Source organism: Streptomyces sp. NBC_00358, from assembly GCF_036099295.1.
GTDB lineage: Bacteria > Actinomycetota > Actinomycetes > Streptomycetales > Streptomycetaceae > Streptomyces.
In genome coordinates this window covers 4,829,669-4,853,619 of record NZ_CP107976.1, presented here as the reverse complement: position 1 = coordinate 4,853,619, position 23,951 = coordinate 4,829,669, and the positions used below count along the sequence as shown (strand labels likewise).

The 23,951-nt window shown below is 69.7% G+C and carries 17 protein-coding genes; 5 read left to right on the top strand and 12 right to left on the bottom strand.

Annotation, left to right across the window (positions count from 1 at the left end; genetic code table 11):
• Positions 1–40 precede the first annotated feature (40 nt).
• The 6 genes from OHT01_RS20490 to hisC all read right to left on the bottom strand — a co-directional run bounded on the left by OHT01_RS20490 (position 41) and on the right by hisC (position 10,525).
• Entirely contained in the window at positions 41–1,084 is a 1,044-nt protein-coding gene (locus OHT01_RS20490) for a M23 family metallopeptidase (protein ID WP_328554590.1), read from the bottom strand.
• 146 nt (positions 1,085–1,230) lie between these two features.
• Positions 1,231–2,901: a sensor histidine kinase gene (locus OHT01_RS20485; protein WP_328558185.1), complete on the bottom strand. Its 1,671-nt coding sequence runs from the start codon at positions 2,899–2,901 to the stop codon at positions 1,231–1,233.
• 104 nt (positions 2,902–3,005) lie between these two features.
• Complete coding sequence (gene cydD / locus OHT01_RS20480) at positions 3,006–6,539, bottom strand: thiol reductant ABC exporter subunit CydD (protein ID WP_328554589.1); 3,534 nt, start codon at positions 6,537–6,539, stop codon at positions 3,006–3,008.
• 60 nt (positions 6,540–6,599) lie between these two features.
• Positions 6,600–7,607, bottom strand: coding sequence for a cytochrome d ubiquinol oxidase subunit II (cydB, locus tag OHT01_RS20475; RefSeq protein ID WP_328554588.1), 1,008 nt, complete (start codon positions 7,605–7,607; stop codon positions 6,600–6,602).
• 20 nt (positions 7,608–7,627) lie between these two features.
• Entirely contained in the window at positions 7,628–9,136 is a 1,509-nt protein-coding gene (locus OHT01_RS20470; RefSeq protein WP_328554587.1) for a cytochrome ubiquinol oxidase subunit I, read from the bottom strand.
• A gap of 312 nt (positions 9,137–9,448) precedes the next feature.
• Positions 9,449–10,525 (bottom strand): histidinol-phosphate transaminase, encoded by a 1,077-nt coding sequence (hisC, locus tag OHT01_RS20465; protein ID WP_328554586.1) that lies wholly within the window; start codon positions 10,523–10,525, stop codon positions 9,449–9,451.
• 468 nt (positions 10,526–10,993) lie between these two features.
• On the opposite strand from hisC, the gene OHT01_RS20460 reads away from it, so the two are divergent.
• The 3 genes from OHT01_RS20460 to OHT01_RS20450 all read left to right on the top strand — a co-directional run bounded on the left by OHT01_RS20460 (position 10,994) and on the right by OHT01_RS20450 (position 14,496).
• Positions 10,994–12,106 carry a LacI family DNA-binding transcriptional regulator gene (locus OHT01_RS20460; protein WP_328554585.1) on the top strand — a complete coding sequence of 371 codons (1,113 nt, stop codon included), beginning with the start codon at positions 10,994–10,996 and terminating at the stop codon, positions 12,104–12,106.
• Between the two features lie 202 nt (positions 12,107–12,308).
• Positions 12,309–13,451 carry a metallophosphoesterase gene (locus OHT01_RS20455; RefSeq protein WP_328554584.1) on the top strand — a complete coding sequence of 381 codons (1,143 nt, stop codon included), beginning with the start codon at positions 12,309–12,311 and terminating at the stop codon, positions 13,449–13,451.
• Positions 13,452–13,632: 181 nt separating this feature from the next.
• Complete coding sequence (locus OHT01_RS20450; protein WP_328554583.1) at positions 13,633–14,496, top strand: hypothetical protein; 864 nt, start codon at positions 13,633–13,635, stop codon at positions 14,494–14,496.
• A 286-nt stretch (positions 14,497–14,782) separates the two neighbouring features.
• Here OHT01_RS20450 and OHT01_RS20445 read toward each other — a convergent pair whose 3' ends face one another.
• Positions 14,783–16,387, bottom strand: coding sequence for a VWA domain-containing protein (locus OHT01_RS20445; protein ID WP_328554582.1), 1,605 nt, complete (start codon positions 16,385–16,387; stop codon positions 14,783–14,785).
• A gap of 46 nt (positions 16,388–16,433) precedes the next feature.
• Positions 16,434–17,321 (bottom strand): LysR family transcriptional regulator, encoded by an 888-nt coding sequence (locus OHT01_RS20440; protein ID WP_328554581.1) that lies wholly within the window; start codon positions 17,319–17,321, stop codon positions 16,434–16,436.
• 389 nt (positions 17,322–17,710) lie between these two features.
• On the opposite strand from OHT01_RS20440, the gene OHT01_RS20435 reads away from it, so the two are divergent.
• Positions 17,711–18,097, top strand: a complete 387-nt coding sequence (locus tag OHT01_RS20435) for a VOC family protein (RefSeq protein WP_328554580.1) — start codon at positions 17,711–17,713, stop codon at positions 18,095–18,097.
• A 58-nt stretch (positions 18,098–18,155) separates the two neighbouring features.
• Here the strand turns inward: OHT01_RS20435 and thiC are convergent, their stop codons facing one another.
• Positions 18,156–19,976, bottom strand: a complete 1,821-nt coding sequence (gene thiC / locus OHT01_RS20430) for a phosphomethylpyrimidine synthase ThiC (protein WP_328554579.1) — start codon at positions 19,974–19,976, stop codon at positions 18,156–18,158.
• 220 nt (positions 19,977–20,196) lie between these two features.
• On the opposite strand from thiC, the gene OHT01_RS20425 reads away from it, so the two are divergent.
• Positions 20,197–21,714, top strand: coding sequence for a YibE/F family protein (locus OHT01_RS20425; RefSeq protein ID WP_328554578.1), 1,518 nt, complete (start codon positions 20,197–20,199; stop codon positions 21,712–21,714).
• 83 nt (positions 21,715–21,797) lie between these two features.
• Here the strand turns inward: OHT01_RS20425 and OHT01_RS20420 are convergent, their stop codons facing one another.
• From OHT01_RS20420 to OHT01_RS20410, 3 genes are all read right to left on the bottom strand, one after another.
• Positions 21,798–22,235, bottom strand: a complete 438-nt coding sequence (locus tag OHT01_RS20420; RefSeq protein ID WP_328554577.1) for an SsgA family sporulation/cell division regulator — start codon at positions 22,233–22,235, stop codon at positions 21,798–21,800.
• Between the two features lie 103 nt (positions 22,236–22,338).
• Positions 22,339–23,052, bottom strand: coding sequence for an IclR family transcriptional regulator (locus OHT01_RS20415; protein WP_405918481.1), 714 nt, complete (start codon positions 23,050–23,052; stop codon positions 22,339–22,341).
• Positions 23,053–23,659: 607 nt separating this feature from the next.
• The gene (locus tag OHT01_RS20410) at positions 23,660–23,866 is read right to left on the bottom strand and encodes a DUF5326 family protein (protein ID WP_328554576.1); all 207 of its coding nucleotides are present in this window, start codon (positions 23,864–23,866) and stop codon (positions 23,660–23,662) included.
• Between the last annotated feature and the right edge of the window lie 85 nt (positions 23,867–23,951).

The following is a 23,951-nucleotide window of genomic DNA, read 5'->3' as shown; positions in this document are numbered from 1 at the left end:
CAGGGCCTCCGACGAGCCGGCCGGAGGCCCTGCGGCGGGCCTACACGACGACCCCGTGCTCCGCCAGCCACGGAACCGGGTCGATCGCCGATCCCGTCTCCGGCGTCACCCGCACCTCGAAGTGCAGATGGGGACCGGTCGAGTTGCCGCTCGTGCCCGACTGCCCGATCCACTGCCCGGTCGAGACCCGCTGCCCCTGGTCCACGGCGACCGCCGCGAGATGCGCGTACTGCGTGCAGTAGCCGTCGGGGTGCTCGACCACGATCTCGATGCCGAAAGGACCACCGCAGGACACCTTCACCACCCGGCCCGCCCCGACCGCCCGCACGGGCGTGCCGATGGGTACCGCGAAGTCCTGTCCGGTGTGCCGGTTCGCCCAGTGTTCGCCGCCGCTGCCGAACCCCGCGGAGAGTTCGTACGTCTCCACCGGCGCGACCCACGCACGCGTGGCATCCACGGGCGGCTGGTCGAGACGGACCGCGCCACGGCAGGAGCCCGCCGTCACCGAGGCGTCCGCCTGGCTCTGCAGCGCCGACCGCGCCTCGTCCAGCTTCGCCTCGATGGTCCGCTTCATCTCGGCGAGTTCCCCGCTCCGCTTCTCCAGCGCCTGCCATTCGGACTGGGCCTTGGCCCCGTCCGCGGCGAGGCGGTCCTCGGCGCGCCGGCTCCTCGCGACGGCGTTGGAGACGGTCAGGTCGGCCCGCCGCACGGCACGCTGACCACGCATCAGATCATCGGGGTCCTTCGCGAACAGGATCTGCGCCGTGTACGGCAGCCCGCCGCCCTGCCGGTACTGGGCGCGCGCGATCCGGCCCAGGTCCTCGTGCAGTGCCGCGATCTCCTGGCGCTCCCGCGCGAGGAGCTGGTCCGCCCGCTCGGCCCGGCCGCGCTGCGCCTCGGCATCGCGCCGCCCCGCCTCGTACTGCCCCGTCGCCACGGAGGCGTCCTCGTACAGCCGCGCCACCTCGGTACTGATGCCGGGCTCCGCGTCGTCGCCCTCGGCCACCGTCGGCCGGGCCGCGAGGACCACGAGGGCGCACAACAGTGCCGGTACGAAAAGGGGATGGCGACGAGATGGGCGCATGACAGCGATCGTGGCCCGCGGCTTCGGGCTCGGCCTGTTCAAGGCGTACACCTGGGGGACGGGACGTCACGAATGGCCCAGCGGCGGGGCCGAACAGGCGCCTGCGGGCGAACCGGCCCGCGAACGGGGCGGCGGCGCAAGGGGGTTCAGCGCGGAACCTCCCAGACCACCGTGGCACCGCCCTCGTCCTCGCCGATCCCCGGCCCGTACCAACTGGCGCCGCCCAGCGACTCGGCACGTCTCTTGAGGTTCTTCAGGCCGCTGCGGCGGCCGCCCTCGGGGATGCCGACGCCGTCGTCCGTGACGGTGAGGCGCACCGCCGGCCGCCCGTCCGGCAGGAGGGCGTCCGCGTCGACGGAGACCTCGATACGGGAGGCCCCCGCGTGCCGGAAGGCGTTGGAGAGGGTTTCACGCAGCGCGGCGATGAGGTTCTTGCCGGGCAGCTCGCCGACCAGCGTGTCGACGGGCCCGGTGAAGTGGTGGCCGGGCTGGAAACCGAGGGGGACGGCGGCCATGTTGATCTCGCGCAGGACGCGGGTGCGCAGCCCGGACGGCAGCTCGGCGGGTCCCTGTCGCAGCGCGAAGATCGCGGTGCGGATCTCCTGGATGGTGACGTCGAGTTCGTCGACCGCCTTGCCGACGCCCCGCCGCACCTCGGGGACGTTCGACCGGCGCTGCGCGCTCTCCAGCATCATTCCGGTGGCGAACAGCCGCTGGATGACGAGGTCGTGCAGGTCGCGGGCGATCCGGTCGCGGTCCTCGTACACCGCGAGCCGTTCCCGGTCGCGTTGTGTCTCGGCCATCATGAGCGCCAGCGCGGCCTGGGAGGCGAACTGCGCGGCGAGGGTCCGCTCGGTCTCGGTGAAGGGGCGTCCGCCGCGGGTCCTCGGGGTGAGGAGCGCCCCGAGGACCCGGCCGTCGCTCTGCAGCGGGAGCATCATGACGGGCCCGTAGGCGTGGGTGAGATCCGTGCGCATACGCGGGTCGGCGGCCGCGTCGGCCACGAACACGGGCTTCCCGTCGCGGAGTTCGGCGACCAGCTCGCTCTCCGGGGGGACGACCGTCCCGAGGATCTTCGAGGGGTGATCCGAGGCCACCGCGACGATCTCCAGGCCGCCCTCCTCCGCGGGTAGCAGCACGATCCCGGCGACGGAGTCGGAGAGCCGGCGGGCCTGCTCGGCGACGATCTGCAAGGCGTCCTCGGCGTCGCCGCCCGCCAGCAGTGCGGTGGTGACGGCCACGGAGCCGTCGATCCAGCGCTCGCGCTGCTTCGCCGCCTCGTACAGGCGGGCGTTGCCGATGGCGATACCCGCCTCCGTGGCCAGCACCCGGACCAGGTCGAGGTCGTCGTCGCCGAAGGTCCCGCCCCCGCGCTTCTGGGTGAGGTAGAGGTTTCCGAAGATCTCCCCGCGCACCCGGATCGGCACTCCGAGGAAGCTGTGCATCGGTGGGTGGCCCGGCGGGAAGCCGCAGGAGCGGGGGTCGTCGGTGAGGTTCGCGAGTCGTACGGGATCCGGGTGGCGGATGAGAGCCCCCAGGAGCCCCTTGTGGCCGTCGGGCATCCGTCCGATCCGCCGGGCGGTCTCGTCGTCGACGCCGTGCTGGACGAACTCGGCCAGTCCCGCCCCGCTCTCGGCGACGACCCCGATGGCCGCGTACCGCGCGTCCGTGAGCTCGGCGGCGGTCTCGCAGATCCGGTCCAGGGTGGTGTGCAGCTCCAGCCCCGATCCGACCGACCGCAGCGCCGCGAGCAGCCGCGGCACCCGTGCGGCCGGCCCGTCGGGCAGCGCTCCCGGATCACCGACCGTCGGGGTCACGGCGTCCGTGGTGCCGTCCGGAACCGGGGAGCCCGAAGCTGCTGCCACACCTTGAGCCTAATTAGTCCGCTTTGCCAGGGAAAGCGGGGTCAGGTCCGCGGCGATCAGGGCGCCACGGCACCCGCCAGCAGATCCCCGGCGGTCTCCCGTTCCACCATCTCCCGCAGCGTTCCCTGGACCGCGGACAGCTCCGCGAACGTCCCGCGCTGGACCGCGCGCCCTTCCGCGAGCACGATCACCTCGTCGACCGCGTCGAGCCCGGCCAGCCGGTGTGTGATCAGCAGGGTGGTACGGCCCTCGGTCGCCGCCAGCAGATCCGCGGTGAGCGCGTCGGCGGTCGGGAGGTCGAGGTGTTCGGCCGGCTCGTCGAGAACGAGTACGGGGAAGTCGGCGAGCAGCGCACGGGCCAGCGCGAGTCGCTGGCGCTGGCCGCCGGACAACCGGGCCCCGTGTTCGCCGATCAGGGTGTCGAGCCCGTCGGGCAGCCCGTCCACCCAGTCGAGGAGCCGGGCCCGCCCGAGTGCGTCGCGCAGGGCGGCCTCGGTCGCGTCCTTGCGGGCGAGCAGCAGGTTCTCGCGCACGGTGCTGTCGAAGAGATGCGCGTCCTGGGCGCACAGCCCGACCATCCGGCGCACGGCGTCCCCGTCCATCCCGTACGCGTCCGCCCCTCCCAGTGTGTACGTCCCGTCTTCGGCGTCCAGGAAGCGCAGCAGCACCTGCGCGAGTGTCGTCTTGCCGGCTCCGGACAGGCCGACCACGGCGATCCTGCGGTGTTCGTCGAGTGTCAGGTCGAGGCCTGCCAGCGCGTCCCGGTCCTGTCCCGTGTGCCGGGCCCTGAGTCCCTCCACGCGGAGCGGAAACGGCGACAAGGGCGCCGGCTGCGGCCGTTCGGGTTCGCGTACGGGATCTGGGGCGTCCAGCACCTCGTACACCCGCTCCGCGCTCTTGGTCACCCGCTGCCGGTACTGGACGGCGAGCGGCAGTCCCATGACGGCCTCGAAGGCGGCGAGCGGGGTGAGAACGACGACGGCCATCAGCACCCCGTCCAGACGCCCGGCGGCGACCGCCTGGGCGCCCACCAGAGCGGCGGCCGCGACGGTGAGCCCGGACACGAGTGCCGTGAGCCCGTCACCGAGCGCGGTCGCGGTGGCGGCCCGCGAGGCGATGCGGGTGAGGACGGCGTCGGCCCGCCGTGTCTGTGCCGTACGGGCAGGCAGTGCGCCCGCGACGGTCAGCTCGGCGGTCCCCGTGAGCAGATCGGCCACCCGGATAGCCAGCACGCCGCGGGCGGGAGCCAGCCGTCGCTCGGCTCGGCGCGCCACGGCACCGGTCACCAGGGGCACACCGGCACCGGCCGCCAGCAGACCGACGGCGAGAACGGCACCGGCTTCGGGCAGCAGCCAGGCAGTGAATCCGACGGAGCCGGCGGCCACCAGGACCGCGGCTCCCACCGGCAGCAGCCATCGCAGCCAGTAGTCCTGCAGGGCGTCCACGTCGGCGACGAGTCGCGCCAGCAGATCACCGCGCCGTGTGGTCCGCAGCCCGGCGGGCGCGAGCCGCTCCAGCCGCCGGTAGACGGCGACCCGTGTATCGGCCAGCATCCGCAGCACGGCGTCGTGCGACACGAGCCGTTCCGCGTACCGGAACACCGCCCGCCCGATTCCGAACGTCCTGGTGGCCGTCACGGCCACCATCAGATAGAACACCGGCGGCTGCTGGGAGGCCCGGGAGATGAGCCACCCGGAGGTCGCCATCAGGCCTACGGCGCTCCCGAGCGCGAGGCTTCCGAGAAGCAGGGCGAGCACGAGCGGTCGACGACGTGGCGCCGCCATCGACCGGACGCGGGCGAGGACGCCGGCCGGGCTCCGACGGATGGGGGCGAGCACTTCGCGGTCCGCCGAGGAAGCGCCTTCCCGCTCGGTTCCCCGGACCGCTCGTGTGCGGTCCGGCTCCGCTGCGTCCTGGGGCCCACCGGGGATCACGAGCGCCGGACACGTGTCGCCGGGCGCTGCCGATTCCAGACGCACCACCCGGTCCGCCACCTCCAGCAAGGCCGGCCGGTGCACGACGAGCAGCACGGTCCGCCCCACGGCGAGCCGCCGCACCGCCGCGACGACCTCGGCCTCCGTCGCCCCGTCGAGCGAGGCCGTCGGTTCGTCGAGGAGCAGCACGGGGCGGTCCGCGAGGAACGCGCGGGCGAGCGCGAGGCGTTGACGCTGACCGGCCGACAGTCCGGCGCCGTCCTCCCCGAGGACCGTGTCGGCCCCGTCGGGCAGCGCGTCGACGAACCCGGCCGCACCGGCGTCGACGAGAGCCGTGCGCAGTGCCGCGTCGTCCGCGTCGGGTCGTGCCAGCCGTACGTTCTCGGCGATGGAGCCGGCGTACAGGTGAGGCCGTTGCGGCACCCAGGCGATCCGTGAGCGCCAATCCGCGAGGTCGGCCTCGGCGAGATCGACTCCCCCGACCCGGATGCGGCCCGCGGTGGGCTCGACGAACCCGAGCAGGACGTTCAGCAGCGTCGACTTTCCCACGCCGCTGGGTCCGACCAGGGCGACCGTCTCACCGGGTTCGACCGTCAGGGAGACGTCCGAGACCGCGTCCGCGGAGCGCCCCGGGTACCGCACGGTCACCCCGTCGAAGGCGATCTCCCCGGCGGGCAGACGCAGCGAACCGGGCCTCGGCGCCGGGGTCTCCAGCACCTCGAAGATCTCTTCGGCGGCCGCGAGTCCCTCGGCGGCGGCGTGGTACTGGGCTCCCACCTGCCGCAGCGGCAGATAGGCCTCGGGTGCCAGGACGAGGATCACGAGCCCCACGTACAGGTCCATCTCGCCGCGGACGAGCCGCATTCCGATGGTCACCGCGACCAGCGCGACCGAGATGGTGGCGAGCAGTTCCAGGGCGAAGGACGACAGGAAGGCGATCCGGAGCGTCCGCATGATCGCCTGCCGGTACTCGCCGGTGATCTTCCGGATCGCCTCGGCCTGCGCCTTGGCCCGGCCGAACACCTTGAGCGTGGGCAGTCCCGCGACGACGTCCAGGAAGTGTCCGGACAGCCGGGACAGCATCCGCCATTGGCGGTCCATCTGACTGCGGGTGGCCCAGCCGATCAGCACCATGAACAAGGGGATCAGCGGCAAGGTGCCGACGATGATCGCCGCCGACACCCAGTCCTCGGTGACGATCCGCGCCAGTACAGCCACCGGGACCACCACCGCCAGCCCCAACTGCGGGAGGTAGCGGGCGAAATAGTCGTCGAGCGCGTCGACTCCCCGTGTCGCTAGGGCGACCAGTGAGCCGGTCCGCTGCCCGCTGAGCCATCCGGGCCCGAGGGATGCGGCCCGCTCCAGCAGCCGTCCCCTCAACTCCGACTTGACCGCGGCACTCGCCCGGTGCGCGGCGAGTTCGGTGAGCCAGGCAACTGCGGCACGCCCGGTCGCGACGGCCGCCAACAGCAACAAGGGGGTGCGGAGTTCGGCGACGGACGATCCGTGCTGGAAGGCTCCTACCACCACCTCGGCGATAAGCATCGCTTGGGCGATGACCAGCGCCGCCCCTACGGCACCCAGCCCCACGACCGCTCCAAGGAAGAAACGGGTGGCTCGGGCGTACCGGAGCAGACGCGGATCGATCGGTTTCACGTGAAACACACCCCTGGCTCATCAGGCATGTTTCACGTGAAACATGCCGTTACATCGAATTCAGTGCGACACGTCCACGGCGATGTGCTGCGTGCCGATGCGCTTGCGGAACACCCAATAGGTCCAGCTCTGGTAGAGCAGGACGATCGGTGTGGCGATCGCGGCACACCAGGTCATGATCTTCAGGGTGTAGTGGCTCGACGAGGCATTGGTGACCGTGAGGCTCCAGTCCGCGTTGAGCGAGGACGGCATGACGTCCGGGAAGAGCGACAGGAAGAGCATCGCGACGGCGGCCACGATGGTGAGCCCCGAGAGCATGAACGCCCATCCCTCACGCCCTCCGTTGACCGCCGCCAGCGCCGCGACAAGGGCGACCACGGCCACGATCAGCGCGGCCAGCGAGGCGCCGTCACCGTTGTCGATCTGAGTCCAGACCAAGAAGACCAGTGCCAACACGGCCGTCGCCAGGCCGAGTTGCAGCGCCAGCTTCCGTGATCGCTCCCGGATGTCTCCGACCGTCTTGAGGCCGACGAACACCGTCCCGTGGAAGGTGAACAGGGTCAGAGTGACCAGACCACCGAGGATCGCGTAGGGGTTGAGCAGGTCCCAGAAGTTGCCCACGTACTCGAAGTTCCGGTCGATCTTCACTCCGCGCACGATGTTGGCGAAGGCCACACCCCAAAGGAACGCCGGGATCAGCGAGGTCCAGAAGATCGCCGTCTCCCAGTTGCGCTGCCAGTGCTCCTCGGGCCGCTTCGCCCGGTACTCGAAGGCGACCCCGCGCACGATCAGACTGACCAGGATGATCAGCAGGGGCAGATAGAAGCCCGAGAAGAGCGTCGCGTACCACTCGGGGAAGGCCGCGAAGGTCGCACCGCCCGCGGTGAGCAGCCACACCTCGTTGCCGTCCCACACGGGACCGATCGTGTTGATCAGCACCCGCTTCTCGGCGCGGTCGCGGGCCAGCAGCTTGGTGAGGATGCCGACTCCGAAATCAAAGCCCTCCAGGAAGAAGTAGCCGATCCAGAGGACCGCGATGAGTACGAACCAGACGTTGTGAAGTTCCATGACTCAGCAGCTCCCTGAGCCTAGTAGGAGAAGGCCATCGGCTTGTCGGCGTCACTGGAGTCGCCGCCGATCCTGGTGGGCGGGTTGAGGTCGGACTCGGTGAGCTCGGGGGGCCCTGCCTTGACGTACTTCGCGAGCAGCTTGACCTCGATGACGGCGAGGATCGCGTAGATCGCCGTGTAGACGGTCATCGATGTGATGACCTCTCCCTGCGAAACGGTGGGGGAGACTCCGAACCGGGTTTGCAGGACCCCGTAGACGACCCACGGCTGACGGCCCATCTCGGTGAAGATCCAGCCCCAGGAGTTGGCGATGAGCGGGAACGCCAGGGTCCAGATGGCGATGCGCCAGCCCCACTTGGAGAGCGTCGGACCCAGTGCCTTGTTCTTGAACAGGACCAGATGCGGCGCCTCGTCCTCGCCGACCCGGAGGTGCTGCGGCAGCAGGAACTTCTTGCGGGTCAGCCAGAGTCCGATCACACCGATCACGAAGGACGCCATGCCGAAGCCGATCATCCAGCGGAACGCCCAGAAGGTGACCGGGATGATGGGGCGGTAGTCGCCGGGCCCGTACTTGGCCTGTTCGGCCTTGTTCGTGTCGTTGATGCCGGGGACGTACGAGTTGAAGTCGTCGTTCGCGAGGAACGACAGTATCCCCGGGATGGACAGCTCGACGCTGTTGTGGCCCTTGCTGACGTCTCCGTACGCGAAGATCGAGAAGGGTGCGGACTCCTGTCCGTCCCACAGCGCCTCGGCCGCGGCCATCTTCATCGGCTGCTGCTTGAACATGACCTTGCCGAGGGTGTCACCGCTGATCGCGGTGAGCAGACCGGCGATGACGACGGTGATGAGACCGAGCCGCAGCGAGGTCTTCATGACGGCGATGTGCCTCTTGCGGGCCAGATGGATGGCGGCGATGCCCACCATGAAGGCGCCGCCGGTCAGGAAGGCCGCCGTGAGGGTGTGGAACGCCTGGGCGAGCGCGGTGTTCTGCGTCAGCACATGCCAGAAGTCGGTGAGTTCCGCGCGCCCCTTCGCCTTGTTGATCCGGTAGCCGACGGGGTGCTGCATCCACGAGTTGGCCGCGAGGATGAAGTACGCCGACAGGACCGTGCCGATGGAGACCATCCACATGCAGGCGAGGTGGAGCTTCTTCGGGAGCCTGTCCCAGCCGAAGATCCACAGCCCGATGAAGGTGGACTCGAAGAAGAAGGCGATCAGGGCCTCGAAGGCGAGCGGCGCACCGAAGATGTCGCCGACGAAGCGTGAGTAGGCGGACCAGTTCATGCCAAACTGGAATTCCTGGACGATGCCGGTGACGACGCCCATCGCGATGTTGATCAGGAAGAGCTTGCCCCAGAACTTGGTGGCCCTGAGGTACTTCTGGTTCTCCGTACGTACCCAGGCCGTCTGCAGGCCGGCGACGAGCGCGGCGAGCGAGATCGTCAGAGGGACGAAGAAGAAGTGGTAGACGGTGATAATGCCGAACTGCCATCGCGCCAGAGTCTCCGGCGCCAAAGCCAATTCCACGTCGTCAGTCTCCTTACGTCGCCGAGGTCACAGCGGCAGTTTGCCCGCTTTATCGCAGACATCACGGGAGGAACAGGACACGCTTGTGAACGCGTTCACATTCACAAGCAATTATGACGCATGCCCGTTCGAGGGATGAGGGGTGGGGGGTCCCTAATCGGGACCGATGGACCCCGGGAGCGAGGGACCGGGTGGCCCATGGCGCAAGAGAGGGCCCGTACACGTTGAACGCGTACGGGCCCTCTCTTCCGATTCACCGGCAGACACCCGCCACCGGGAAGGGGCACCCGTGGACGGGGGGCCGCCGGACGGTCACAGCTCCTTGCGGAAACCCTCGGTCGCCTTCAGGAAGATGTCGTTCGCCTCGGTCTCACCGATGGTGACGCGGACGCCTTCACCGGCGAACGGACGCACGACGACACCGGCCTGCTCGCAGTGGGCGGCGAAGTCGAGGGTGCGCTCCCCCAGCCGCAGCCACACGAAGTTGGCCTGCGTCTCGGGCACCGTCCAGCCCTGGCCGCGCAGGGTGTCGACCACCCGGGTGCGCTCGGAGACCAGGGAGCCGACCCGGCCCAGCAGTTCGTCCTCGGCACGCAGGCTCGCCACGGCGGCGTCCTGGGCCAGCTGGCTCACGCCGAACGGCACCGCCGTCTTGCGCAGCGCCGCCGCCACCGGCTCATGAGCGATCGCGAAGCCGACCCGGAGGCCGGCCAGCCCGTACGCCTTGGAGAAGGTGCGCAGCACACACACGTTGGGCCGGTCACGGTAGATCGCCACACCGTCCGGCACCTCGACGTCCCGGATGAACTCGCGGTAGGCCTCGTCCAGGACGACCAGCACATCGCTCGGCACCCGGTCCAGGAACCGCTCCAGCTCGGCCCGGCGCACCACGGTGCCGGTCGGGTTGTTCGGGTTGCAGAGGAAGATCAGCCGGGTCCGGTCGGTGATGGCGTCGGCCATCGCGTCCAGGTCGTGCACCTCGCCCGGGGTCAGCGGCACCTGCACCGAGGTCGCTCCGCTGATCTGCGTGATGATCGGGTACGCCTCGAAGGACCGCCAGGCGTAGATGACCTCGTCACCGGGGCCGCTCGTGGCCTGCAGAAGCGACTGCGCGACCCCGACCGAGCCGGTGCCGGTCGCCAGATGGGAGACCGGGACGCCGAACCGGTCCGCCAGCTCGTTCATCAGCCCGGTGCACGCCATGTCCGGGTAGCGGTTGAACGACCCCGTGGCCGCGGTGACTCTCTCGATCACACCGGGCAGCGGCGGATACGGGTTCTCGTTGGAGGACAGCTTGTACGCCACGGCACCGGCCGCGGCGGGCTTGCCGGGCTTGTAGGTGGGGATACCCGCCAGCTCCGCACGCAGCTTGGGGTTCGTCTCGCTCACCGCAGTCCTCCTCGTGATCACCAGCGGCTCATGATCACCACCGGCTACCAATACTTCTCACCTTATGAGGATTCGGCGCCGCTGCGAATGGCCTGTGGACAACGCAACACCACCTCGGGCCCGGCCGGATGATCATCCGCGTACGCCGGTCCCTCTCGCCGGCGTCGCCCGCCCGGTGACCGTCCTCGTACGAAGTCGTACGAAAAGGGGGCGCGTCGGCACTCGCGACATGCGCGGGTGGCTCACGCCGTGGCGCGCATCCCCCGTACAGGTGAGTTGAGACCTCTTCGAAACATGACCCACTTGGCAGGCCCATGCGCGCCGACAAGTCACGTACAGGCATGGGATCGCTCAACTGCCTTTACTTCAAAGGAAGTTATCCAGCTTTGACCATGCAGAAACGTGCCTGTCAACGCGTGCATATGCGTCCGCACTACCCCACCGTATGAGCCCTACTATCGGCTCGCCATGACAGCAGCAGGGAAGCACCAGGTGAGCCGGGCGGAGACCTCCCGCCGAGGCGGTCGGCCGGGCCGGGCGGGCATCAGAGACGTGGCCGCGGCAGCAGGGGTCTCCATCACAACCGTGTCCGACGCCCTCAACGGCAAGGGTCGGCTCCCGGACGCCACCCGACGCCATGTCCGCGAAGTCGCCGACCGGCTGGGCTATCGCCCGTCGGCCGCGGCCCGAACCCTCCGTACCGGCAAGTCGGGCCTGATCGGCCTGACCGTCACGACCTACGGGGATGAACCTTTCACCTTCACCGAGTTCGCGTACTTCGCCGAGATGGCCAGAGCCGCCACCTCGGCCGCACTCGCCAGGGGATACGCCCTGGTCATCCTGCCCGCGACCTCCCGCCACGACGTCTGGTCGAACGTCGCCCTGGACGGAACCGTGGTCATCGACCCGTCCGACCAGGATCCCGTCGTCAGCGAACTGGTCCGCCAGGGGCTGCCGGTCGTCTCCGACGGCCGCCCCGCGGGATCGCTCCCGGTCACCGCCTGGGTGGACAACGACCACGAGGCCGCGGTCCTCGGCATCCTCGACCACCTGGCCGCCGCCGGCGCCCGCCGCATCGGCCTCCTCACCGGCACCACCACGGACACGTACACCCACCTCTCCACCACCGCCTATCTGCGCTGGTGCGAGCGCGTGGGCCAGGATCCGGTCTACGAGGCCTATCCGGCGCACGATCCGTGCGCCGGAGCCGTCGCGGCCGACCGCCTCCTCGCGAGGCCCGACCGCCCCGACGCGGTCTACGGGCTCTTCGACCCGAACGGCACCGACCTGCTCGCCGCGGCCCGCCGCTACGGTCTGCGGGTACCCGAGGACCTGCTCCTCGTCTGCTGCAGCGAGTCGACGGTCTACGCCAGCACCGAGCCTCCCGTCACGACCCTGTCCCTCAAACCGCGCAGAATCGGCACAGCCGTCGTCCAGTTGCTGATCGACGCCATCGAGGGGGTCGAATCGGACCAACCGGTCGAGCAGGTGATACCGACGGAACTGATCGTGCGGACCTCGTCGGAGCGCCGTCCGCCCCGCACGACCGTCAGTCCGCCCCGATCACCCGAGCAGGGTTGACGCCCGATACGACAAGGGCGGGGCGAGCCCCGCCCAATTCGGGCGAAAACCTCGGTGAACTGGGCTCCTGTTCCGATTCACCACCCCTGGGTCATCACATGGCGCGATCCGCATTCCTATGATGGGCGGACGACACCGCGGGCCGCTGCGACCAGGCAGTCCGAACCGGTGCAGATGCGGCGCGATGGTGGTGGAGGGGTCGATGACTCAGGGGGCCGGTCAGGGACCCGAGGTGGTGCGGACGGCGACGTTGCGCGACTTCCGGGTACCCGGGTACGTCCACGAGACCGGTCCGTATGCGCAGAACACGCCTCAGGGCGAGGGCGCCGGACCCGTCGGGGAGACTGCGCGGTACACGTCGGGGGAATCCTCGCCCTACGCGTCCGGGGAGTCTCCCGCGGAGTTCCCGGGAGAGTTCTCCGAGGGGTACACACCCACACAGCGCGATCTGCCGGTCATCAACCGGGGTGACACCCTCCAGGTCGCCGTCGACCCCACCGGTACGCCGTCCCCGGCATCCGGCGCGGGCCCCGGCCCGCTGTACGTCGTCGGGGACGTACACGGCTACCTCGACCAGCTCGTCGCCGCGCTCCAGGAGAAGGGGCTGGTCGACGCCGCGGGCAACTGGGCGGCGGGAACCTCGCGCCTGTGGTTCCTCGGCGACTTCACGGACCGCGGCCCGGACGGCATCGGCGTGATCGACCTCGTGATGCGGCTGTCCGCCGAAGCCGCCGCGGCCGGGGGCTACTGCAAGGCGCTCATGGGCAATCACGAGCTGCTGCTGCTCGGCGCCAAACGGTTCGGCGACACCCCCGTCAGCTCCGGGGCGGGAACCGCCACCTTCCAGGCCGCCTGGCTGCTCAACGGCGGCCAGAAGACGGACATGGACCGCCTCCAGGACCATCACCTGCAGTGGATGGCCCGCCTCGACGCCATGGAACAGGTCGACGGCCACCTGCTGGTGCACTCCGACACCACCGCCTACCTCGACTACGGCGACTCCATCGAGGCGGTCAACGACACCGTCCGCGAAACGCTCACCCGCAACGACGCGGACGAATGCTGGGACCTCTTCCGCAAGTTCACCCGGCGCTTCGCCTTCCGCGACGACGGCGCCGAAGCGGTCCGCGAACTGCTCGACGTCTACGGCGGCACGCGCATCGTCCACGGTCACAGCCCCATTCCCTACCTGCTGGGCGAGGGCGGCCCGGAGGACGGCGAAGCCGGCGCGGGACCCGTGATCGAAGGTCCGCACGTCTACGCCGACGGACTGGCCATCGCGATGGACGGCGGAGTGACCATGGCCGGAAAGCTGCTGGTCCAACAACTGCCGCTGGATATCTGAGCGTTTACCGGGCAGGCGTCCCCCGGGCGGACCGCTCCGGTCGGGGGGCCAATTTCTGGAAACCCCCTGTCACGGCGTGCCGTCACCGCTCTACCATCGGCTTATCCGTAGCAGGCTCCCCTCCGTTTCTGCCCGACGGCTCGTCAGCGTGCGAGCCACCAGCCCTACGGAGCATCGGGGGATGCAGATGAACAGCGTTCCGCAGCACCTGCTGAGCGAGGACCGCCAGGAATACGAGCGGATCCTCGATGAGGCGCTGCGCTCCGCACCACACCGCCCGGAACTCGCCGCTGTCGGCCAGCGGCTCAACCTCGAACAACTGCGCACCATGGCACTCAACGCCACGGCCCTCATCACCACGGCCGCGTCCGACGAGTACGCGCACTATGTGAAGGTCCGCGAGGAACTGCGCCGCCCGGTGCGGTCCACCCCGCTCATGAGCGAGGAAGACGGTTCCATGGAACCGGGTACGACCGCGATGGGGCTCGCCGCCACCGTGGGAGAGGTCGGCGAGACCGCCGGTGCCGGCGGTCTCGCCGTCGTAGCGGTGCTCGCGCCCGTCCTCGCCGGAACAGCCGCGGCGATATTCCTGCTCGTGGGGTACGTCCTGAAGGTGCTCGACCCTGAGCCGGCCATCGCCAGGACTCTCCTGACCACGGGATGGGTCTTCGGCGCGGTCACGGCGGCCGCGATTCTGGTCGCCGCGGCCGGACTGCTGCTGACCGCACTGCGCAACGGTTCGTCCTCGCTCCGGGCCGGAGCGGGCGGCGAGCTGACCGAACAGGTCATCCGGGCCAAGGAAGCCTGGCGCGATGCCCTGCTGGAGCGGGGCATCCTGCCGTTCCTCCGGGACGCGCTCTCGGACCCGGGCTCGGTGGCACTGGGCCGCCCCGCACCGGCACCCAGCCGTATCCCCCAACTCGGCTACGGCCGGCCGGGGTTCAGCAGCCCCGACGACGGACCCGCGGCCGGCCCGCGCCCGAGCTTCTCCAGCCCGGACTTCAGCAGCCCGGACTTCGGGGGACCGGAACACCAGCCGGAGTGACCCGGTCGGCCGACGGCCGGGTTCAGGGGTGGACAGGGCCCGCGCGGGTGCGTGGGCCCTGCACGGCCGTCGCGCCGGGCGGGGCACCGCCCCGAGGTGGGCCTGCGCGGGCGCGGTGGCGCTCCTACGGGCGCGCCGACCGCTGCCTTCCGACGGTCTTCGGCTCGGGCGGTCGCCTTCCGGCGCTCCCGTACGGGCCGTCTCATCCAAGCCGTCCCGTCCGGGCGTTTCCGTCCCGGCGTTTCCGTCCCGGCGTTTCCGTCCGGGGGTTTCCGTCCGGGGGTTCTCAGATGATGCCCAGGCGCCGCGCCTCGCCGATCCATGACGGGAACTCGGAAAGCAGCCGGTCGTAGAGTTCCGGGTCCGGTACGTCACCGATGTCGTCGACGGCGAAGAAGCCCACGTTGTCGACGCGCCGGCCCGGCAGCGTGTCGAACCGCTCCAGAACGCCGTAGTCGGAGCGTCCCAGCCCGACGAACTGCCAGAAGATTGGCTCGTCCACCGCCTCCAGCAGCTCCTTCTCGATCTCCTTGTTGCGGTAGACGCCGCCGTCGGAGAAGAAGAGCACCAGCGTGGGATCGGCCGCCGGGTGCTCGCGCACATACGTCCGCACCTCGGCGATCACCTTCTGCTCCTCGTTCTGGATCCCGACCGCCCGCATGTCCACCTGGCCCGGCAGCAGCCCCTTGCGCGGCTTCTTGCTCCGCCGGAACAAGGTCAGTTCACCGACCCTCACATGGCGCTCCAGCCACTCCGGCAGATCCCCCACGGCCAGGTCGGGCAACCGGGCCGGGTGCGAGGCGAAGGTCCACGCCTGCATCTCTCCGTCGTCGTCCAACTGCGCCACCACCGCGGCCATCCGCTCCACGACATCGGCGACGACGCCCTTCGCGTACAGGAACGACATCGACCCGGAGGCGTCCAGGACCAGGACGACGCGGGCCCTGACACCCACCGCCCCGTGCTTGCGCAGACTGACCGCCACCTGCTCCTTGCGCAGGGAGAGCCGCTTGCGCATGTCCACGGGCAACCGGTCCTCGCCCTTGACCGGACGAGGCGCCGAGCCGAGGGCCGACCCCGGAGTCGCCGCGGGGAACACCGGGACAGGTTCGGTCGGAGGGGCGGGGGCCGACGGGGGTACCGGCAGGGGCTGGTTCGCCGGCACGGGCGTGCTTGCCGGGGCGGCCGAGGACGGCGGTGCGGAGGGGGACAGCGGTGCCGAGGGTGCCGTCATCGTGGACCGAGGGGAAACGGCGGGCGTGGCCGAGGAAGAAGCCGCCTCCCCGGAAGGCGTGACTCCGGAACCCGCGCCTCCGGAGGTCGTCCCCTTGGAGCCCGTACTCCCGGAAGCGCCCGGCTCCTGGTCCACACTGATCCCGAAGTCGGTGGCCAGGCCTGCGAGCCCGGAGGCGTACCCCTGGCCCACCGCGCGGAACTTCCACTGGTCACCCCGCAGATACAGCTCACCTCCGATGAACGCCGTCTCCGTCGTCGCTTCCATCTCGAAGAACGCCAGTTCCTGCCCGGTCGCGGCATCGAGCAGACTCAGCCTCAGACACGACAGCTGTCCGAAGGTTCCCCCGTCGGCGGAGGCACCCAGGACGACCCGCTGGATCTCCGGCTCCAGGGCACGCAGATCCACGCCCACGGTGTCCGTCGTCCCGTCGCCCTCCCTCCGCTTCCCCAGGTGACGCACGGCACCGGAGGCATGCTGCGGCTGGTTGTAGAAGACGAAGTCGCTGTCGTCCCGCACCCGTCCGTCCGCCCGGAGCAGCAGAGCCGAGGCATCGGCGTCCGGCGCGCCCGGGCCCCCGGACCAGCCGAGCACGACCCGCACCTCCCGCGCCGCGACGGGAACGTTGGCGCCCTTGCTCATCGCTGTCGCTGTCATACACCCAGTCTGCCCAGAGACCCGGCGGCAGGCAGCCCGCAGCGGCTCACAGGGAGCCGGCCGCGTCCGTCGCCGCCCGCACGAACTCACGCAACCGCTCGGTGGCGGTGCCCTCCCTCCACACCAGTCCCCGTTCGATCGGCCCCGCGTCGTGGAGGGGCACGTAGGCGACATCGGGCCGGGGGTAGTACTGCCGCGAGTGCTCCCCGACCGGGAGGACGCCCTTGCCCATCGCGACCAGGGTGAGCATCTCGGAGAACGACCCGCCGACCGGGCCCTTCGGCACGGGCCTGCCCGAAGGAGTGCGGTCCGGCGTGCGATCCCGCTTGAACCCCGCCGAGGTCACCTGCGGGTACTGCACCACGGGGTGTTCCGCCAGCGCCTCGACGGACACCCGCTCCTCGCCGGCCAGCGGATGCCCGGCGGCCACGGCCAGGACCCGTCTCTCCCGCAGCAGCGCGGGCCCGCAGGCCATGCCGTCGAAGGGGAACGAGGCGAGCAGCACGTCGATCGAACCGTCCAGCAGACTCGCCCTGGAGTTGGACAGCTGGACCTCCCGCACGTCGACGCGGCAGTCGGGATGCCGCTCGCCGAACAGGGTGACGGCTCTGAGCAGTGCGGGTGCGGTCCACTCGCCGAGGAAGGCGGCCCGCAGCTCTCCGCTGACCCCACGACTGGCGTCGGCCGCCCTTCGCAGGGCCGCGTCCATCCCGGCGACCAGGGGCGTCAGATCGTCCGCCAGTTGACGGCCGATCGGGGTGAGCCGGACAGAACGGCTGTTGCGCTCGAACAGCGGGCCGCCGATCCGGCGTTCCAGCTTCTTGATCACCTGGCTGACCCGCCCCGTCGTGATCAGCAGCCGCTCGGCGGTCCGGCCGAAGTGCAGTTCCTCGGCCAGCGTCAGGAAGGTCTCGGTCTCCAGTCGCTCCAGCATGAAACCTCCGGCGTTAAATCTGACTCAACGGTCGTGTGGCGATCATGTCTTGATGGCGCTCGTCCCGCGGCGGATCGTAGAAGACGTCCAGCCGGCCGCCGGAGAACACCCGCCGAGCCCCTACCTGGCACCGGGTACCTCCATCCACGGACGCCGAGACGTACGAACGTGGAGACGCCCAGTACGGGCACGCGGAGGCGCACAGCGCGTCGGCGCTCGGTTCCATCACGGCTGGTCGTCAGTCACCCATCACCCCTCCTGAACGGAAACCCAATGAACTCCTCGGACATCACCGCCTACCTGAACGGGCTGGACGGCCCCCTGCACGATCTCGGCGAGAGCATCAGGCCCGTCATCGACTCGGCCCTCCCCGAGACGAGGTGACCGCCGTGCGGGTGAAGGCCTTCGACCACCTGGTCCTCAACGTCGAGGACGTCGAACGGTCCCTGGGCTTCTACACGGGACTCCTCGGTCTGGCACCCGTCCGCGTCGCCGAGTGGCGGCGTGGCCAGGCCCCTTTCCCGTCCGTGAGGGTCACCGCGGAAACCGTCATCGACCTGGTGGGCCAGTCCCGCGGTGAGTCCAACGTCGACCACATCTGCCTCACCGTGGAACCTCTGGACTGGGACGAGGTCATCGCGTCGGGGACCTTCACCGTGCTCCAGGGGCCCGTCGAACGCTTCGGCGCGCGCGGTACCGCCACCTCTGTCTACGTCCAGGACCCGGACGGCAACACGGTGGAACTGCGCTGGTATCCGCAGGACGCGACGGCATGACCGGCCCGTGGCGGCGGTCCGGGGAGTCCACCCCGGACCGCCGTCCCCGCGGAGCGGTTCAGTCGGCCAGCGGCAGATAGACGCGGTTGCCCGCCTCCGCGAACTCCCTCGACTTCTGAAGCATGCCCTCGGAGATCTCCGCCGCGGAGGCGCCGTCCGCCGCACCCCCGCCGAACCGCTCGTTGATGCTCTGGCTGATCTTCATCGAGCAGAACTTCGGACCGCACATGGAGCAGAAATGGGCCGTCTTGGCGGGCTCGGCAGGCAGCGTCTCGTCGTGGAACTCCCGTGCGGTATCCGGATCGAGAGCCAGGTTGAACTGGTCCTCCCACCGGAACTCGAAGCGGGCGTCGGAGAGCGCGTCGTCCCAGTCCTGTGCACCTGGGTGTCCCTTGGCGAGGTCGGCTGCGTGGGCGGCGATCTTGTAGGTGATGACGCCGGTCTTGACGTCGTCACGATCGGGCAGGCCCAAGTGCTCCTTGGGCGTGACATAGCAGAGCATGGCCGTGCCCCACCAGGCGATCATCGCGGCACCGATGCCGGACGTGATGTGGTCGTACGCCGGCGCGACGTCCGTCGTCAGCGGGCCGAGCGTATAGAACGGAGCTTCATCACAGATCTCCTGCTGAAGGTCGATGTTCTCCTTGATCTTGTGCATCGGGACATGTCCCGGGCCTTCGATCATCGTCTGTACCTGAAAACGCTTCGCGATCGTGTTGAGTTCCCCGAGAGTCCTCAACTCCGCGAACTGCGCGGAGTCGTTGGCGTCCGCGATGGAGCCGGGCCGCAGACCGTCGCCGAGGGAGTAGGTGACGTCGTACGCGGCGAGAATCTCGCAGAGCTCCTCAAAGTTCTCGTACAGGAACGACTCCTTGTGATGCGCGAGGCACCAGGCCGCCATGATCGAGCCGCCCCGCGAGACGATGCCGGTCTTGCGGTTCGCGGTGAGCGGCACGTACGCCAGGCGCACGCCCGCGTGGACCGTCATGTAGTCGACGCCCTGCTCGGCCTGCTCGACGACCGTGTCCTTGTAGATCTCCCAGGTCAGCTCCTCGGCACGGCCGTCGACCTTCTCCAGCGCCTGATAGAGCGGCACCGTGCCGATGGGGACGGGGGAGTTGCGCAGCACCCACTCGCGCGTGGTGTGGATGTTGCGGCCGGTCGACAGGTCCATGACCGTGTCGGCGCCCCAGCGGGTCGCCCAGGTCATCTTCTCGACCTCTTCCTCGATGGAGGAAGTGACCGCGGAATTGCCGATGTTGGCGTTGACCTTCACCAGGAAACGCTTGCCGATGATCATCGGCTCGATCTCGGGGTGGTTGACGTTCACGGGCAGCACCGCGCGACCCGCGGCGATCTCCTCGCGCACGACCTCGGGTTCGACGTTCTCGCGGAGCGCCACGAACTCCATCTCGGGTGTGATCTCGCCATTTCGCGCGTACGCGAGCTGGGTGACCGCCCGGCCGTCACGCCCTCGGCGTGGCTGGCGCGGCCGACCGGGGAAGACCGCGTCGAGGTTGCGCAGTCCTCCACGAGGGGATGTGTGCTTGATCCCGTCGTCCTCCGGACGGACGGGACGGCCCGCGTACTCCGCGGTGTCTCCGCGAGCGATGATCCAGCCCTCGCGCAGCGGAGCCAGGCCCCTGCGCACATCGGTGTCGATGCCCGGATCGGTGTACGGGCCGGAGGTGTCGTACAGCGTCACGGACTGCCCGTTGGTGAGGTGCACCTGACGAACCGGCACCCGCAGGTCGGGGCGTGTGCCCCGCACATACGCCTTGTGCCAGCCGATGGTCTTCCCCGCCTCGCCGTTCAGGGACGGGGATGAGACCCCGTCCGCCTGACTGGAGGCAGGCGTGTGTACGTCCTTGTCGGTCATGAGACCTACTCCCTACGCCGGCATTACCCGGTAACAGGTTCAGCGGTCGACGCAGCGGCTTCCGTTCGTCGATGTTTCATGTGAAACATCGCGAAGACGGAGGTCAGCGCCCTCTCAGCCCGGTGCTCCGAGCTCCCGCGTGTGCAAAGGTGCCTCCACGCTAGCGTCATATTTGGCGCGGTGAACAGAGGGCCCCCGCCGTTCTTGCGATGATCGGGCGGTGACAACGACCGAGCAGCACCCGTTTCCGTCGTCCGAGCCGCCGCGCCGTCCGGGCTCCGACGACGGCCGTGGGCACGGCTACGGCAACGCGTCTGGGCACGGGCATGGGACCGATGGTGATCCCGGTCGCGGGCCGAACGGTGACCGCCACGGTCACGGTGGCGGGCCTGGGCCAGGTCCCGCCGGTGAACACGGCGAGGGTTCGAGCGTCGGACACGGGCACTCGCACAGCCACGGTCCCGCCGCACCGGTCTCCAAGCATCTGCGCAAGGTCATCGCCGCGGTGCTGATCCCCTTCGCGGCCGCGGTCGCCGTGGGTCTCGTGGTGCTGTGGCCCGGCGGCGCTCCCTCCCATGAGCGCACCGGCGTCGGCTTCGACCGGCAGACCCAGCAAGCGACAGTCACCAGGATCGACCAGGTGGACTGCAAGTCCGTGAACGCCTCCGCGGAGGCCCCGACGGGTGGCAGCTCCGCCGCCCAGGGCTCCACCGCACAGAAGCGGGCGGCAGGTGAATGCAAGAAGGCGACGGTCCGACTCGACACCGGCAAGGACAAGGGCCGCACGTTCACCGAGATCGTTCAGCCGGATCAGTCACGGCAGTTGCACCAGAGCGAGAAGGTCGTCGTCGCGTACGAACCCTCAGCCCCGAAGGACCTCCAGTACTCGGTGACGGACGCGAACCGGAAGCTGCCCCTGACGCTGCTCGCCGGGATCTTCGCCGTGGTCGTCGTGGCGATCGGCCGGATGCGCGGCGTCATGGCCCTGATCGCCCTGGCCATCAGCTTCATGATCCTGAACTTCTTCATCCTGCCCGCGGTCCTGCAGGGCTCGAACCCCTTGCTCGTGGCCGTGGTCGGGTCCAGTGCGATCATGCTGATCGCGCTCTACATGTGTCATGGCCTGTCGGCCCGGACGTCCGTGGCGGTGGTCGGCACCCTGCTCTCGCTGGTGCTGATCGGCCTCCTCGGCTCGGTCTTCATCGACTGGGCCGTACTGACCGGCAACACGGACGACAGCACCGGCCTGATCCACGGCCTCTACCCGTCCATCGACATGAGCGGTCTGCTGCTGGCCGGAGTCATCATCGGCTCGCTCGGTGTCCTCGACGATGTGACGGTGACGCAGACATCCGCGGTCTGGGAACTGCACGAGGCGAACCCCACGATGGGCTGGCGTGACCTGTACCGCGCGGGCATCCGTATCGGCCGCGACCACATCGCGTCGGTCGTCAACACGCTCGTCCTGGCCTATGCGGGTGCCGCGCTGCCGTTGCTGCTGCTTTTCTCGATCGCGCAGAGCAGCGTGGGCACGGTAGCCAACAGCGAGCTGGTCGCCGAGGAGATCGTGCGCACCCTCGTCGGATCGATCGGCCTGGTCGCCGCCGTGCCGGTGACGACCGCGCTGGCCGCCCTGGTGGTCGCCGCCGACCGGGAAGGGACCGCGACCGTCCCCGCGGCGCCCGCGGCCGTCCGGACGCCGGCGCGGAGCGGGAAGGGACATCGCCGCAAGCACTGAGGCGTCCCGCGAAAGCGCTGAAACCATCCTGCATCCGCGCCCCTTGTGAGGAAGCGTTACTCCGCACGGGGTTGCCGGGGCGTTCAGCCCGCGCTCTGCTCCTCCGCGAGGATCCGGTCGAGCGCTTCGTCGAGCGAGGTGTCGAAACCGGCGAGGGAGCGTTCCTGCCCGAGCGGCACCAGCTTGTCCGTACGGTCGAGAAACGCGATGAGCGGCGCGGCCCCGGACCGGAACAGTGCGTGATCGCCGCCGACCTGAAGCCGGATCAGCACCTCGCCGAACGCTTCCGGGTCGGCCGGAGCGATGTGCACATCGCCGTCACCGCACGGCCTGCCCACGCCGTCGATGAGCAGCTCCCGCCCGAACACCCAGGTCACCGGGGCGTCACCGGGCAAGTGGAAGGTCAACCGCACGGCGTACGGATCGCAGGTCTCGTATCGCAGCTCGACCGGAATACGGAAGGACAGCTCCTCGGACACGAGGAAGCTCATCATGACCTCTGCCTGCACCGACTCGCGCATCGCCTACCCCGTCGTTTGCCGTCGACTGGCGGCCAGGAATCGTCCCCCTGACACTGCTGGAATTATCGCTCAACGTGTATGCCACATCACAAGGAGTGAGTTTTCAGATACTGATAGAGATGGCGAGTGTTCCTAGCAGCCTGCCGACTTCGCTCTGCAACTGCCGTGCCGCGGGCTGCAGTCGGTCCACCTGGCGGGAAGGAAGGGAAATGGCCACGGCCGCGGCCGAACTGCCCGCGGTGATCGGGATGGCGGCGCAGACCGTGCCCAGGGCGTACTCCTGCCGCTCGATCACCGGTTCCATCCGCCCTGTCCGTTCCAGGCGCCTCAGCAGACGGTCCTTGTCACGCACCGTGTAGGGAGTGATCGGCTGTACGGGGTAGCGATCGAGGTGGTCGCGCCGGGACTTGTCGTCCAGCTGGGACAGCAGACACTGGCCGATGGCGTGGGCGTGCCCGGTCTCACGGAAGTCGGCCCACTCCTCGACCGCCGGGTTCGCCGGGGTGTCGGCGACGCACATGATCTCGATCTCGCCCGCGCGGTAGACCGCGTAGTACACAGGCGCGCCCAGCGTGTCGCACCAGTGCGCGAGGGTGTCCCGCACTGTGCTGCGACGTTTCTGCTGGGCTCCGCTGCTGCTCAGCCGCTCGGTCGCCTCACCGAGGAAGAACAGCCCCCGGTCACGGCGCAGATAGCCCTCGTGCACCAGGGTGCGCAGCAGGTGGTACGCGGTCGGCAACGCGAGTCCCGCCTCCCGGGCGAGCTGTTTGGCGGGGGCGCCCTGCTCACGCGAGGCGACGGCCTCCAGCAGACGCATGGCCCGCTGGACCGAGCCGATCAGCGTGGTGGAGTGAGAATCCAGGGGGGTTGCTTCGGGCTCGGCGGGAGCGGTGCGGGCGGGGCGTGCCGTCCCCGGGGCCGGGGAGGCCGGACCGCGAGTCACCGACGTCCTGGTGCGCCCGGTGAGCCCGTCCGCACGCGAGGCGCGCCCGGTGAGCCGGTCCGTCGGCGAGGTGCGCCGGGTGGGCGGCTCCGCCGTCGGAGTTCGCGGCTGCGTCGGCTCCCGGGACGGGGCCGGCGAGGGGCGGGAGAAGGACGGGTCCCCGGGCGAGGTTCGTGGCTGGACCGGTGGAACGCGCGCCGCCGCGGGCGTGCCTGATCGCCGGAAGGGTGGAGCGACTGATGGTGCGGGTGCGGTGTCAACCGTGGCCAAGGGGCACTCCGAAGCGCGAGGAGGACCGCCCGTGCGGGGGAACACGGGAGGGGGCTGTGCGCTGCCCGCGGGGTCGACCCCGCGTGGAGTTCCGGACTCTAACCCCCGGTCACCGCTCGCATACGGCCTCACCGGAAAACTTCCCCCGGCCGAGGGAACCTTGGGTTCCCTTTCCCCTTCCGCCGTTACCTGTCGCTCACCCTCTCGCGGCTCACCAGTCGCTGCGCGAGGAGGACATGAACTTCCGCACGATGTAGATGAGGCCACCCACCAGCGCGACGAAGACGAGCAGCTTGAAGAGCAGGCCGATGACGAAGCCCACGATGCTCGCTATCAGGCTGCCGAACACCACCAGGGCGATGACCGGCACCGCGACCCACTTCACCCACCACGGCATACCGTTGAAGATCTCTCGCATCGCCCTGTCCTGACCTCTCCTCGCCCGTGGCCCCGACGCCGGGGCACTGATTCCGGGTTCTCTGCTGTCTCGCATCCGATGCTAA